The 12,881-nt window shown below is 60.1% G+C and carries 18 protein-coding genes; 17 read left to right on the plus strand and 1 reads right to left on the minus strand.

Translation table 11 applies throughout. The features are described from left to right. The first annotated feature begins 328 nt into the window (after nt 1-328). Nucleotides 329-1,519, plus strand: coding sequence for an elongation factor Tu (gene tuf, locus IRY30_RS02060; RefSeq protein WP_194555738.1), 1,191 nt, complete (start codon nt 329-331; stop codon nt 1,517-1,519). A gap of 189 nt (nt 1,520-1,708) precedes the next feature. On the opposite strand, the gene IRY30_RS02065 is transcribed toward tuf, so the two are convergent. Beyond that, nucleotides 1,709-2,083, minus strand: coding sequence for a hypothetical protein (locus IRY30_RS02065; protein WP_194555739.1), 375 nt, complete (start codon nt 2,081-2,083; stop codon nt 1,709-1,711). Nucleotides 2,084-2,701: 618 nt separating this feature from the next. Between IRY30_RS02065 and rpsJ the strand changes: the two genes are divergently transcribed. The 16 genes from rpsJ to IRY30_RS02145 all read left to right on the plus strand — a co-directional run bounded on the left by rpsJ (nt 2,702) and on the right by IRY30_RS02145 (nt 12,851). Continuing rightward, a complete protein-coding gene (gene rpsJ, locus IRY30_RS02070; RefSeq protein ID WP_099297985.1) occupies nt 2,702-3,007 on the plus strand; it encodes a 30S ribosomal protein S10 in 306 nt (101 codons plus the stop codon). A 55-nt stretch (nt 3,008-3,062) separates the two neighbouring features. After that, on the plus strand, nt 3,063-3,719 hold the full coding sequence (rplC, locus tag IRY30_RS02075) for a 50S ribosomal protein L3 (RefSeq protein ID WP_194555740.1): 657 nt from the start codon (nt 3,063-3,065) through the stop codon (nt 3,717-3,719). Then, a complete protein-coding gene (rplD, locus tag IRY30_RS02080) occupies nt 3,716-4,378 on the plus strand; it encodes a 50S ribosomal protein L4 (RefSeq protein ID WP_194555741.1) in 663 nt (220 codons plus the stop codon). Before rplC ends, rplD begins: the two co-directional genes overlap by 4 nt. Further along, the gene (rplW, locus tag IRY30_RS02085) at nt 4,378-4,680 is read left to right on the plus strand and encodes a 50S ribosomal protein L23 (RefSeq protein ID WP_194555742.1); all 303 of its coding nucleotides are present in this window, start codon (nt 4,378-4,380) and stop codon (nt 4,678-4,680) included. Before rplD ends, rplW begins: the two co-directional genes overlap by 1 nt. A 38-nt stretch (nt 4,681-4,718) precedes the next feature. Beyond that, nucleotides 4,719-5,561 carry a 50S ribosomal protein L2 gene (gene rplB, locus IRY30_RS02090; RefSeq protein WP_194555743.1) on the plus strand — a complete coding sequence of 281 codons (843 nt, stop codon included), beginning with the start codon at nt 4,719-4,721 and terminating at the stop codon, nt 5,559-5,561. Between the two features lie 16 nt (nt 5,562-5,577). Beyond that, nucleotides 5,578-5,856: a 30S ribosomal protein S19 gene (gene rpsS, locus IRY30_RS02095; RefSeq protein ID WP_194555744.1), complete on the plus strand. Its 279-nt coding sequence runs from the start codon at nt 5,578-5,580 to the stop codon at nt 5,854-5,856. Nucleotides 5,857-5,858: 2 nt separating this feature from the next. After that, nucleotides 5,859-6,221 (plus strand): 50S ribosomal protein L22, encoded by a 363-nt coding sequence (gene rplV / locus IRY30_RS02100; protein ID WP_194555745.1) that lies wholly within the window; start codon nt 5,859-5,861, stop codon nt 6,219-6,221. Continuing rightward, nucleotides 6,221-6,970 (plus strand): 30S ribosomal protein S3, encoded by a 750-nt coding sequence (gene rpsC / locus IRY30_RS02105; RefSeq protein ID WP_194555746.1) that lies wholly within the window; start codon nt 6,221-6,223, stop codon nt 6,968-6,970. Before rplV ends, rpsC begins: the two co-directional genes overlap by 1 nt. A 5-nt stretch (nt 6,971-6,975) precedes the next feature. After that, nucleotides 6,976-7,392, plus strand: coding sequence for a 50S ribosomal protein L16 (rplP, locus tag IRY30_RS02110; protein ID WP_194555747.1), 417 nt, complete (start codon nt 6,976-6,978; stop codon nt 7,390-7,392). Next, nucleotides 7,392-7,625: a 50S ribosomal protein L29 gene (gene rpmC / locus IRY30_RS02115; RefSeq protein ID WP_194555748.1), complete on the plus strand. Its 234-nt coding sequence runs from the start codon at nt 7,392-7,394 to the stop codon at nt 7,623-7,625. Before rplP ends, rpmC begins: the two co-directional genes overlap by 1 nt. Then, the gene (rpsQ, locus tag IRY30_RS02120) at nt 7,622-7,900 is read left to right on the plus strand and encodes a 30S ribosomal protein S17 (RefSeq protein ID WP_194555749.1); all 279 of its coding nucleotides are present in this window, start codon (nt 7,622-7,624) and stop codon (nt 7,898-7,900) included. Before rpmC ends, rpsQ begins: the two co-directional genes overlap by 4 nt. Before the next feature lie 133 nt (nt 7,901-8,033). Next, nucleotides 8,034-8,837 (plus strand): EamA family transporter, encoded by an 804-nt coding sequence (locus IRY30_RS02125; RefSeq protein ID WP_194555750.1) that lies wholly within the window; start codon nt 8,034-8,036, stop codon nt 8,835-8,837. A 123-nt stretch (nt 8,838-8,960) separates the two neighbouring features. Then, nucleotides 8,961-9,887 (plus strand): ABC transporter substrate-binding protein, encoded by a 927-nt coding sequence (locus IRY30_RS02130; protein WP_228502781.1) that lies wholly within the window; start codon nt 8,961-8,963, stop codon nt 9,885-9,887. A gap of 71 nt (nt 9,888-9,958) precedes the next feature. Beyond that, nucleotides 9,959-11,017, plus strand: coding sequence for a FecCD family ABC transporter permease (locus IRY30_RS02135; protein WP_194556514.1), 1,059 nt, complete (start codon nt 9,959-9,961; stop codon nt 11,015-11,017). Continuing rightward, nucleotides 11,014-12,069, plus strand: coding sequence for a FecCD family ABC transporter permease (locus tag IRY30_RS02140; RefSeq protein ID WP_194555751.1), 1,056 nt, complete (start codon nt 11,014-11,016; stop codon nt 12,067-12,069). Before IRY30_RS02135 ends, IRY30_RS02140 begins: the two co-directional genes overlap by 4 nt. Next, nucleotides 12,066-12,851, plus strand: a complete 786-nt coding sequence (locus IRY30_RS02145) for an ABC transporter ATP-binding protein (RefSeq protein ID WP_374708556.1) — start codon at nt 12,066-12,068, stop codon at nt 12,849-12,851. Before IRY30_RS02140 ends, IRY30_RS02145 begins: the two co-directional genes overlap by 4 nt. Nucleotides 12,852-12,881 lie beyond the last annotated feature (30 nt).

The following is a 12,881-nucleotide window of genomic DNA, read 5'->3' on the forward strand; positions in this document are numbered from 1 at the left end:
ACTGCGGCGCGGGGCAGGGGCCAGCACGGTGCATAGTACGAGGAAACACCCCGAAATGCGCTGGGAAATCGGCCAGGTTTTCCAGATCGGGTGATATCGCGTAGTATGCGGTGTGCTGGCCGTTGCCCCATGAACGGGCACAGCTACTGCCACTTATTTTCCCGCCTACCGGGCGGGGTTGGCAGCATGTGCGTTCGTGACAATGGCAAGATCAAACCCGATTGCTCCAGAATTACGCCACCACCCGGTGGCCGGCGGAGTGTCGGAAACGAAGAAAAATATGTGGCTGCGAAATTCGTAGCCACCGAGAAGTCCAGGAGGACACACAGTGGCGAAGGCTAAGTTCGAGCGTACGAAGCCGCACGTTAATATCGGCACCATCGGTCACGTCGACCACGGCAAGACCACCACAACTGCTGCAATCACCAAGGTGCTGGCGGACGCGTACCCCGAGATCAACAAGTCTTTCGCTTTCGACGCCATTGACAAGGCGCCGGAGGAGAAGGAGCGTGGCATCACGATCAACATCTCCCACGTGGAGTACGAGACCGAGAAGCGCCACTACGCACACGTGGATGCTCCAGGTCACGCCGACTACATCAAGAACATGATCACCGGTGCTGCCCAGATGGACGGCGCAATCTTGGTTGTGGCTGCTACTGACGGCCCAATGCCACAGACCCGTGAGCACGTTCTTCTGGCTCGCCAGGTTGGCGTTCCTTACATCCTCGTTGCACTGAACAAGTGCGACATGGTTGATGACGAAGAGCTCCTCGAGCTCGTCGAGATGGAAGTTCGCGAGTTGCTGGGCGAGCAGGAGTACGACGAAGAGGCTCCTGTTGTTCACATCTCCGCACTGAAGGCTCTCGAGGGCGATGCTGAGTGGACCGAGAAGATCATCGAGCTCATGCAGGCTTGTGACGATTCCGTTCCAGACCCAGAGCGCGAAACCGACAAGCCATTCCTGATGCCTGTCGAGGACATCTTCACCATTACCGGCCGCGGCACCGTGGTTACCGGTCGTGTGGAGCGTGGCTCCCTGAACCTCAACGATGAAGTTGAGATCCTGGGTATCCGCGAGAAGTCTTCCAAGACCACCGTTACCTCCATCGAGATGTTCAACAAGCTGCTGGACTCCGCTGAGGCTGGCGACAACGCCGCACTGCTGCTCCGTGGCCTGAAGCGCGAAGATGTTGAGCGTGGTCAGATTATCGCTAAGCCAGGCGCTTACACCCCTCACACCGAGTTCGAGGGCTCTGTCTACATCCTGTCCAAGGACGAGGGTGGCCGCCACACCCCATTCTTCGACAACTACCGTCCTCAGTTCTACTTCCGCACCACCGACGTTACCGGTGTTGTGAAGTTGCCTGAAGGCACCGACATGGTTATGCCAGGAGACAACGTTGACATGTCTGTCACCCTGATCCAGCCTGTCGCAATGGATGAAGGCCTGCGCTTCGCTATCCGCGAAGGTGGCCGTACCGTTGGCGCCGGTCGCGTTACCAAGATCACCAAGTAATTTCGCTGTCCACTCCTCGTGAGGGGAGTGGGCAATACTTGGGTTCTGCCCCAAGAAGACCCCTGCCGGGTAAGTTCGCTTACCTAGCAGGGGTCTTCTGCTGTCCGCAGCACGGTTCGTCCACGCGGTGTGCGACACCGCAGTGCGCGGGACAGTTCGAGTGTTGGGGGAGCGCAGCCGAAGCGAGCGCTATTTGCCCCGCTTGTCTATTTCTTCCGCAATGCGTTTGCGGACGGCCCCGGCGGTGCGGCCTAGGCGTCGGGCAACAGGGTTTTCCTCCTGGAGGTGGCTTGTTTGTCGACGCAACTCTTCAGCCGAAACGCGAATCCGCTCCACGATCCGCTCTGCCGAATCAAAGGCCTGCCCGGCGGTCTGCTCGGGAATGAAGCTGGGGAGATTACGGGTGAATCCAGCGCGCAGCTTGGCCTTGCGGTCCCATTGCTCATCGAGCTCTTTCAGGGCGCGGATAAGTTGCGCATCGGTGCCTCCGGCATCCGGGTGGTGCTCACGGATGATGCGGCGACGTGCGGCGATGTAGTTCGGATCATTCCTCGGTACGTTCACCCGCTCCATACTAGTGGGAATGTGGGTTGGAAAAAGCCGCCAGTCGCGGGAAAATCCAGCGGGGAAGTGGTGTAGAGAGCGCGGGGTAGAAAATATTTTTGCTCTCGGCGCAGATCTATGGTTTACTACTCAACGTTGCTTTAACACGATGCATGAGAACCACACGGTTCAGGTAAGCCCACAAGGAACTGCCTGGCGAGAAGATTCAAGAAGGCATCGATGGTGAAGTGAGCATGATCCATCGTCAGTAAAAGACCGTCATCATCATGGTGAGGGAAACTTTGCTGTGCGGTATACGCTGTCAGCGTGGACGACACGCCCGACAGCGGGTGCCGGAGTGGGGCATGGTAAATGAACAGCGGCAGTAAGCGAAGGCACGGATACCTCGCCACGAATCATCGTGGGGGTGCTCGTCCCCTTCCGGTTTTTACAACTTGCCCGTGAACCGTTCATTTGCGGTGTATCCCCAATGCGGCACGGAAAAGTTTTTGTAAATACATAAAGCTAACTGGCGACTGGACCAGGCCCAAAGCCGGACAGCGTTAAGACTAGATAAGAGGCGTGAAGCTTTGCAGGGAATATTCCCTGGGAGTGGATTAGCTGAGGAAGAGGACAAGCGTGGCGGGACAAAAGATCCGTATCAGGCTCAAGGCCTACGATCACGAGGCAATTGACGCTTCTGCCAAGAAGATCGTTGAGCGCGTCACCAGCACTGGTGCTCGTGTAGTTGGTCCTGTGCCATTGCCAACCGAGAAGAACGTTTACTGTGTCATCCGTTCGCCGCACAAGTACAAGGACTCGCGCGAGCACTTCGAGATGCGTACTCACAAGCGTCTGATCGACATTCTCGACCCCACCCCGAAGACCGTTGACGCTCTCATGCGCATCGATCTTCCGGCAAGCGTCGACGTCAACATTCAGTAGTCCGGAACCAAGTTCCTCAAGAGTCAACTGAACTTTAGGCAGCGGAAGAGAAATTATGAGTGAAAACGAGATCAAGGGCATCCTGGGCAAGAAGCTCGGCATGACTCAGATCTTCGACGAGGATAACCGGGTTGTTCCGGTCACCGTCGTTGAAGCTGGGCCATGCGTCGTCACCCAGGTTCGCACCAAGGAAATTGACGGCTACGAAGCCGTCCAGATCGCTTATGGCGAGATTGACCCACGCAAGGTCAACCAGCCAGAAGCAGGCCATTTCAAGAAGGCTGGCGTCACGCCACGTCGCCACGTAGCTGAGATCCGCGTTGCGGATTCCTCCAGCTACGAGGTCGGCCAGGACATCACCGTTGAGTTGTTCAACGACGTGAAGTTCGTCGACGTCACCGGCACCAGCAAGGGCAAGGGCTTTGCCGGCGGCATGAAGCGCCACGGTTTCAAGGGCCAGGGTGCTTCCCACGGTAACCAGGCGGCTCACCGCCGCGTTGGTTCCATCGGCCAGGCTGCGACCCCAGGTCGCGTCTTCAAGGGCAAGCGTATGGCTGGCCGCATGGGTAACGATCAGGTGACCATGCAGAACTTGAAGGTTGCCAAGGTCGATACCGAGTCCAACCTGCTCCTCATCAAGGGTGCAGTACCGGGTATCAACGGCGCATTTGTCGTTGTTAAGACCGCAGTGAAGGGCGGTGCACACGCATGAGCAATCTAACGCTTGATGTCCACACCGCTGAGGGTAAGACCAACGGCACCGTAGAGCTGCCTGCCTCCATCTTTGATGCAGAGGCAAGCGTCGCTCTGATGCACCAGGTCGTTACCGCTCAGCTAGCCGCTAGGCGCCAGGGCACTCACGCCACCAAGACCCGCGGTGTTGTCCGCGGTGGTGGTCGTAAGCCTTTCCGTCAGAAGGGAACTGGCCGCGCACGCCAGGGCTCCATCCGCGCTCCCCACTTCACCGGTGGTGGCACGGTTCACGGCCCACAGCCACGCGACTACTCCCAGCGCACTCCTAAGAAGATGAAGGCTGCCGCACTGCGCGGTGCCCTCACCGACCGCGTGCGTCACGATCGCATCCACGTTGTGGAAGAGCTGGTTCCTGGTCAGACTCCGTCTACCAAGTCCGCTCTGTCCTTCTTGCAGCGCCTGTCCGGCCGCAAGTCCGTACTCCTGGTACTGACCCGCGAAGACGTGACTGCACAGAAGTCCGCACGTAACCTGCCTGGCGTTCACATCCTGGTCAACGACCAGCTGAACACCTACGACGTACTGAACGCCGATGACGTGGTGTTCTCTGTCGAGGCACTTAACGCATTCATCGCAGCTGCACAGCCAGCTCAGACGACCAAGGAGGAGGCTAAGTAATGAGCACTATTGCCGATCCTCGCGATATCATCATCGCTCCAGTCGTATCTGAGAAGTCTTACGCACTGATGGAGCAGAACGTTTACACGTTCCTGGTGAATCCAGAATCCAACAAGACCCAAATCAAGATTGCCGTCGAGCAGATTTTCGGCGTGAAGGTGTCCAGCGTGAACACCGCTAACCGTGAGGGCAAGCGCAAGCGCACCCGCACCGGTTACGGCCAGCGCAAGGCAACCAAGCGCGCCATGGTGACCCTGGTCGCCGGCAGCGATCCGATCGACATCTTTGGTGGCCAGGCTTAAGGCCGGGCACAACCGAAAGGTAAAGAGGAAGCAAAAGTATGGCTATTCGTAAGTACAAGCCGACTACGCCGGGTCGCCGTCAGAGCTCCGTCTCCCAGTTCGAGGAAATCACTCGTTCAACTCCGGAGAAGAGCCTGCTGCGCCCGCTGTCGAAGACCGGCGGCCGTAACGTTCACGGCCACATCACCACTCGTCACAAGGGTGGCGGACACAAGCGCCGCTACCGCGTTATCGACTTCCGTCGTAACGACAAGGACGGCGTGCTGGCAAAGGTTGCTCACATCGAGTACGACCCGAACCGCACCGCCAACATCGCACTGCTGCACTACCGGGACGGCGAAAAGCGTTACATCCTCGCCCCTCGTAACCTCAAGCAGGGCACGTTGCTGGAGTCCGGCGCTACCGCCGACATCAAGATTGGTAACAATCTGCCTCTGCGCAACATCCCAACGGGTACCACTATCCACGCTGTTGAACTGAAGCCAGGCGGCGGTGCCAAGATGGCCCGCTCCGCAGGTTCTTCCGTGCAGCTGCTGGGTAAGGAAGGCAAGTACGCAATCCTGCGTATGCCATCTTCCGAGATCCGTCGCGTGGACATCCGTTGTCGTGCAACCGTTGGTCAGGTCGGCAACGTCGACCAGATCAACATCCGCTGGGGCAAGGCCGGCCGTATGCGCTGGAAGGGCGTTCGCCCAACCGTGCGTGGTGTGGTCATGAACCCAGTGGACCACCCACATGGTGGTGGTGAAGGTAAGACTTCCGGTGGTCGTCACCCAGTGAGCCCATGGGGCCAGGCTGAGGGACGCACTCGTAAGCCAAACCGTCCGAGCGACAAGATGATCGTTCGCCGTCGCCGCTCTAACAAGAACAAGAAGCGCTAAGAGGAGGTAGTAGAGAATGCCACGCAGCCTAAAGAAGGGCCCATTCGTCGACGAACACCTCCTTGCGAAGGTGGACGTTCAGAACGGAAAGGGCTCCAAGCAGGTCATCAAGACCTGGTCCCGTCGTTCCACAATCCTGCCCGACTTCATTGGACACACCTTTGCTGTCCACGATGGTCGCAAGCATGTGCCAGTGTTCATCGATGACTCGATGGTCGGTCACAAGCTGGGAGAATTCGCTCCAACGAAGACTTTCAAGGGCCACATCAAGGATGACAAGAAGGGTCGTCGATAGTCATGACTGAGACGATTAACTCCGCACGCGCAACCGCGCGCTACGTGCGCATCACCCCAATGAAGGCTCGTCGCGTGATCGATACGATCCGTGGCAAGTCTGTGGATGATGCCTTGGCTCTCCTGAAGTACGCCCCACAGGCAGCTTCTGAGCCCGTAGCAAAGCTCGTTGCGTCCGCAGCAGCAAACGCAGAAAACAACCATGGTCTGGACCGTCGCACCCTGGTCATCTCTGAGGCATTCGCCGATGAGGGACCAACCATGCGTCGATTCCGTCCTCGTGCGCAGGGACGTGCATTCCACGTCCGTAAGCGCTCCAGCCACATCACCGTGGTTGTCGAGAGCCAGAAGGGAAGTGCTCAGTAGTGGGCCAGAAGATCCATCCTCACGGCCTCCGCCTGGGTATCACTTCCGAGTGGCGCTCTCGCTGGTACGCCGACAAGCAGTACTCCGATTACCTCGCTGAAGACATCAAGATCCGTGAGTTCCTCTCCAAGGGTCTTGACCGCGCCGGCATCGCCGACGTTGTCATCGAGCGCACCCACGACCGCGTTCGCGTGGACATTCACACCGCCCGTCCGGGCATCGTGATTGGTCGTCGTGGTTCCGAGGCTGACCGCATCCGCGGCCAGCTGGAGAAGCTCACCGGCAAGCAGGTTCAGCTGAACATCCTCGAAGTCAAGAACATCGATGCAAACGCACAGCTGGTGGCACAGTCCATCGCTGAGCAGCTTTCCAGCCGTGTGGCTTTCCGTCGTGCAATGCGCAAGGCGATCCAGGGCGCAATGCGCCAGCCACAGGTCAAGGGCATCAAGGTTGTTTGTTCCGGTCGTCTCGGCGGCGCGGAAATGGGACGCACCGAGCGCTACCACGAAGGTCGCGTTCCTCTGCACACCCTCCGCGCCGAGATCGACTACGGCACCTACGAGGCTCACACCACTTTCGGACGCATTGGCGTCAAGGTGTGGATCTACAAGGGTGACGTCGTTGGCGGCCGTCGCGAAAGCCTGATCAACGCTCGTGACGAGCGTGCAGCCCGTGGCGGAGCTCGCCGTGAGCGTCCACGTCGCGGTGGCGCACGTCGTCAGCGCGCAGAGCAGAATCAGGAGGGCTAAGACACATGCTTATCCCGAAGCGCGTTAAGTTCCGTCGCCAGCACCGCCCACACCGCACCGGTGTATCCAAGGGTGGTAACCGGATCAACTTCGGTGATTACGGTCTCCAGGCACTGGAGCCTTGCTACATCACCAACCGTCAGATCGAGTCTTCCCGTATCGCTATCAACCGTCACCTCAAGCGTGGCGGCAAGGTATGGATCAACATCTTCCCAGACCGTCCATTGACGCAGAAGCCTCTCGGCGTGCGTATGGGTTCCGGTAAGGGTCCTGTTGAGAAGTGGGTTGCCAACATCAAGCCAGGCCGCATCCTGTTCGAGGTTTCTTACCCGAATGAGGAAGTTGCTCTGGAAGCACTTCGTCGTGCAGGCAACAAGCTTCCTTGTAAGGTTCGCATCGTCAAGAAGGAGGATCAGTTCTAATGGCTACCGGAACCCCGGCCCACGAGCTCCGCGAGCTCAATAACGAAGAGCTGAGCACCCGTCTGCGCGAGGCGAAGGAAGAACTGTTCAACCTTCGTTTCCAGATGGCTACTGGCCAGCTGTCAAACAACCGTCGTCTGGGTGTTGTCAAGCGCGACATCGCCCGCATCTACACCGTCCTGCGCGAGCGCGAGCTCGGTCTGTCTACCAATCCTGGTGGTGACGCCGCATGAGTGAGGCAAACGTGACTAACACTGAAAAGGGCCAACGTAAAGTTCGCTCCGGAGTAGTAGTATCCGACAAGATGAGCAAGACCATCGTGGTTGAGCTCGAAGACCGCAAGCAGCACGCGCTGTACGGCAAGATCATGCGCCGTAACTCCCGCGTGAAGGCTCACGATGAGAACGAGACCGCCGGCATCGGCGACCGCGTCCGCATCGAGGAGACCCGCCCGCTGTCCAAGGACAAGCACTTCCGTCTCTTGGATGTTGTCGAGAAGGCACGCTAGTCCTTCTTCACAGACAAGCGTCTTAAACCCCCAGTTCCAGCAATGGAGCCGGGGTTTTTCTTTTTTCCGACGCCACCTCTGTCCAGTCCTGCAAGTGCCGTTGATCCTGCACGCCTGGCTAGAATGAGCACTCATGGGTCTCATCGGCGCTTTCATAGCTGCCATTGCGTATGGAGTAGCCACGATCGCCCAAGCGATTGGCGTGCAGCGGGCGTCCGCCGCGAGCGGGGGAGTGCTCCGCAAAGCCCGGGCTGGATGGCTCTTCGGCCTTGGTCTGGTCTTTGACGGGCTGGGTTATCTGGCATCCTTCGCGGCCTTGCGCGAGCTCCCGCTGTTCCTCGTGGAATCTGCCACTGCCTCTTCAGTAGCGGTGACCGCGGTATTGGCCGTGGTGATCCTCAAACAGAGGCTTCGCCCCCGGGAGATTGTTGCCCTGGGGGTGGTGGTTGCCGGGCTGGTCATGCTCTCCCTGTCCGCAGAATCCGGACCAGCCCTCAAGGTTCCCGAATGGGTTGGGTGGGCGCTGCTGTTGGCCTGCCTCGGGTTTGGTCTGTTGTTGCTCGTGGGGCGCACATCCCGCATGCTCTCGCTGGTCTCCGGCCTGGCCTTTGCGGTAGTCGGGCTGGCTTCCCGGCTGGTGGATATTCCCCAGCATGAGGTGTGGCGGATGATTGCGGACCCCATGGCGTGGTCGCTGATTTTCGGGGGAATCATCGCCGTGGTGGCCTACGGCATGGCCTTGGATAGTGGCAGTGCCACGTCAGTAGCTGCGATCACGTTCTCGGTGGAGACAATTGTGCCCTCTGCCATCGGGTTGATGTTCCTCGGCGATAGCATTCGCCCCGGCATGGGATTAGTGGCGGCCATCGGTTTCCTGGCCACCCTCGCTGGGTGCCTGACACTTGCCTCGCGCGCTGAGGTCAGCGTCGAGAAATGAACGGGTTTTTGTTGGGTTAGCCTAGCCTTGCTAGAGTGGTGCTACTTGATGCAGCGCGTGGATTGTCCACAGCTGGAATTTAAAGGAGCCGAATTGTCTATCCACTTCACCCGTCGCAGCGCCATGAAAATGGCCGCCGTGGTCACTGCCTCTTCTCTGGTTCTCGCGGGTTGCTCCCGGGGCGATTCCAACGAAGAAGCCAGTGGCGGCGCTGAGAACAAGGATGCCCGCGTGGCCGCAGTTGGCCTGGGCGATGCCGATACCCTGCTGGCACTCGGTGTCACCCCAAGCCTGGTGAGCCCATGGGGCGCGCAGGGCGATGTCCCCGCGAACGGCGTGGGCCCATGGTCACAGGAACTCATTGGCGATGCCAAGCCAGACGTGGTCTACGACACCGCAACCGGCTTCACCTCTGAGGTGCTGGAGAAGATCAGCGCCAACGACCCATCCCAGATCATCGCCGTGAACCAGGCGGTGGATCAGCAGGCGAAGACCGCGCTGGAGGACATCGCTCCCACCACGCTGAAGCCGGAAGGTACCGAGAACTGGCTGGTTCCTTGGCGCGATCAGGTCACCACCATCGCCGATGCCGTGGACAAGAAGGACAAGGGCGAAGAGCTGATCAAGGAGACCGAGAAGGCCTTCGAAGATTTTAAGTCCGAGCACCCTGAGCTCAAGGGCAAGAAGGCTGCCATCGTGATGCCATACGACGGCAAGCTTGGCCTCTACACCTCCGGTGACGGCCGCGGTCAGTTCATCGAGTCCATGGGCTTTGAAATCCCACAGGCCCTGGAGGGCGATTCCGGAGAGTTCTACCGCGATATCGCGCCAGAGAACTTCGGTGACCTCAACCAGGTTGATTACCTCTTCGTCCTCGATTACCACGGCGCTGCCGATGTGCTGAAGGACGATGTCACTTTCAAGAACCTGCCCATCATGAAGGAAAAGAAGGTTGTCTTCATGCAGGAAGACGTGGGAAATGCCATGAGCATGCCAAACCCAGTCACCATTCCTTGGGCGATCAATAAGTTCGGCGAAGCACTCAAGTAATCGCCGACTGCGTGCAGACTCCCACCGACACTCACACCACAGCCACCCGCGCATCTAACGCGGAGGCTGTGGTGTCTCGTCGTTCCTCGGTACCTTTCCTGGTCATCGCGGCGCTGGCCGTGTTGGTTCTCGCGGTGGCCTCTGTACTCCTCGGCTCCCGCGGTATTTCTCTTTCCGACGCCTGGAACATTCTCTCCGTGGGTCCGGGAGCTGACCGTGAATCTCTGCCCGCGGGGGTTGCCTCTGAGGAGTACGGCATCATTTGGGATTTGCGCCTTCCCCGGACAGTGCTGGCGCTGACGGTGGGAGCTTCCCTGGCGATGGCAGGAGCGATCGCGCAGGCGTGGACCCGCAATCCACTGGCTGATCCCGGATTGATCGGTGTGAACGCCGGAGCAGGTTTCGCGGTGGCGATCGCCCTGACCTTTGGCTGGGCACAGACCATCGGCGAGCGAGCAATATTCGGCATGATCGGGGCTGCGTGTGCTGTGGCCATCGTGCTTGTCGTCTCGCGGGTGTCCCAAGATCCACTGACATTGGTGCTGGTCGGAGTGGGCGTGACCTTTGGCCTGCAGGCTGCCTCCAACCTCATGAGTTTGTACTCCTCGGACACCCTGGATGGGTTGCGCCGATGGAGCGTGGGCTCCACTGCCGGTAGGGGAATGGATGATGCCACGGTGGCGCTGATCGGGCTAGTGGTGGGTGCTGTGGTGGCGTTCCTAGTGGCCAAGCCCTTGGATCTTTTGGCCATGGGACAAGATGCGGCCTCTGCACTGGGCGTATCCCCAGGCAAGGTGCGCCTGGCGGCGGGCGCGGTGATCGTCATCCTGGCCGGCACGGCCACGGCCACCGTTGGATTGGTGACCTTCCTCGGCTTCGCGGTACCGCACGTGATCCGCCGATTCACCGGACCGGCTCTCACCCGCTTGCTTCCTGCCAGCGCGCTCATCGGTGCGTGCGCCCTCTTGGCCGCGGATATCGCGGGCAGGTTCCTGGCGCAGCCCAATGAAGTAGAAATGTCCATTTTGGTGGCAATCGTGGGTGCGCCGATCATGATTGCCACGGTGCGAGAGCGCAAGCGGGGACGAGTGTGGCGTCGAAAAAAGAACAGCGATGAGGTAGCGGCATGAACCCATTGACTGTGCTGGAGAGCCACAAACGCCAGCGGAAGATTCGGCTGCTGCTGAGCGTGGCGCTTTTCCTGGGCATCACCGCGGTGGGTTATTGCGTGCTGCTGGGGCAGGGCGCGTATAAACTCAGCCCGCTGCAGGTGGTGGAGGTGCTCTCCGGCGGTGGTACTCGCCAGGCCATCAATGTGGTGTGGGATCTGCGGCTGCCGGTGGCGATTGCCACGGTGATTATCGGCGCGGTGCTGGGCATGGCCGGGGCATGGACTCAAACGATGGCGCGGAATCCGCTGGCCAGCCCAGATTTCCTCGGAGTTTCCGGGGGAGCCGCGGTGCTGGTGGTAGCAGGAACGGTGCTGGTTCGTCCGGAGTGGAGCGAGGTGATCCCCACCTATTGGTGGCGCGCGCTGTTGGCGCTGGTGGGCGCGGGGATCATCGTGGTGGTGTTGCTGATGCTGGGCGGGTTTGGAACCTCGCAGCAGGTGGTCATCGTTGGGCTGGCGCTGAGTTTCCTCTGCCAGGCGCTGGTGCTCTTCCTCATGCAAAAAGCCTCGATTGAGCGGGCTGCCGAAGCGCAAACGTGGCTGGCGGGATCCACGGGATTTGTGCGCTCCGAGGCCTTGCTGCCGCTGGTCCTCGGGTTGTTGCCGTTCATCGTGCTGGGCCTCACCGTCGCGCGGCATGTTCCCCTGCTGGCTCACGATGATGCCACCATCGCGACTCTCGGGGTGGATGTTCGCCGGGTGCGCGCGGTGATCCTCATCGCGGCCACCGGGTTGGTGGCGGTGACGGTCTCCCTGGTGGGGCCGGTAGCGTTCATTGCTTTGGTGGCCCCGCAAATGGCCAAGCTGGTGGCGCGCACTCCCGTGCCATCTGCCCTTGGGGGAGCGGCCGCGGGTGCTGCGCTTCTGACCGCCTGCGCGGTGATCGCCGGAGCGCTGCCGTTTAATGCTCCGGTGGGGCTGGTCACCGCGGTGATCGGCGGGCCGGTGTTGGTCTGGCTGGTGTGGAGTACTGCCCGAAAGCAGAGTGACTGGAAAGGAACCAGCAGTTGAAGCTGAACGCCAAGAACGTGAGCATCAGGTATGGCGATGGGCCGATGGTGGTGCACAACGTCACCCTCGATGCCGAACCCGGCCAAGTAACCACCCTGCTGGGGCCCAATGGTTGCGGTAAATCCACGCTGCTCAAGGCCCTTTCGCGTCTACTCACGCCCAGCGAGGGCACAGTGGAGATCGATGGCACACCCGTGCACCAGCTCAATGCCCGGAAAGCCGCGCAGAAGGTGGCTCTTCTACCGCAGCATCCCATGTGCCCCGAGGGATTGACGGTGGGGGAGTTGGTGGAGCGGGGTCGGCATCCACACCGCAAGTACTGGTGGTCCGTGAGCGCTGCCGAAGACAAAAAGATTATTTCCGACGCCCTCTCCCGCACCAACACTGCCGAATTAGCTGGGCGGGACGTCTCTGAGCTCTCCGGCGGACAGCGGCAGCGGGTGTGGATGGCCATGGTTCTGGCGCAAGATACCCCGGTGGTATTGCTGGATGAGCCGACCACGTTCCTGGATCCAGCTCACGCCATCGAGGTTCTGGAGCTCGCGCGGGGTTTGGCGGCCGATGGCAAGACCGTGATCATGGTCTTGCATGACCTCATGCTGGCCGGGCAGTATTCGGATCGCTTGGTGGTGCTCAAGGACGGGCGGCAGATCGTAGCGGGGGAGCCGAGCGAAGCTTTGACCGCCGAGGTGTTGCGCGAGGCCTACGGTTTAGACGCCGAGGTGTGGGAAGACCCGCGGGGTAACTCACCGGTGATCGTGCCGCGTGGCACCACTGGTTAAGGCTGGATAGCGCGGGGGAGTTGCTGGTGG

This window comes from Corynebacterium suicordis DSM 45110, from assembly GCF_015351405.1.
GTDB classification, from domain to species: domain Bacteria; phylum Actinomycetota; class Actinomycetes; order Mycobacteriales; family Mycobacteriaceae; genus Corynebacterium; species Corynebacterium suicordis.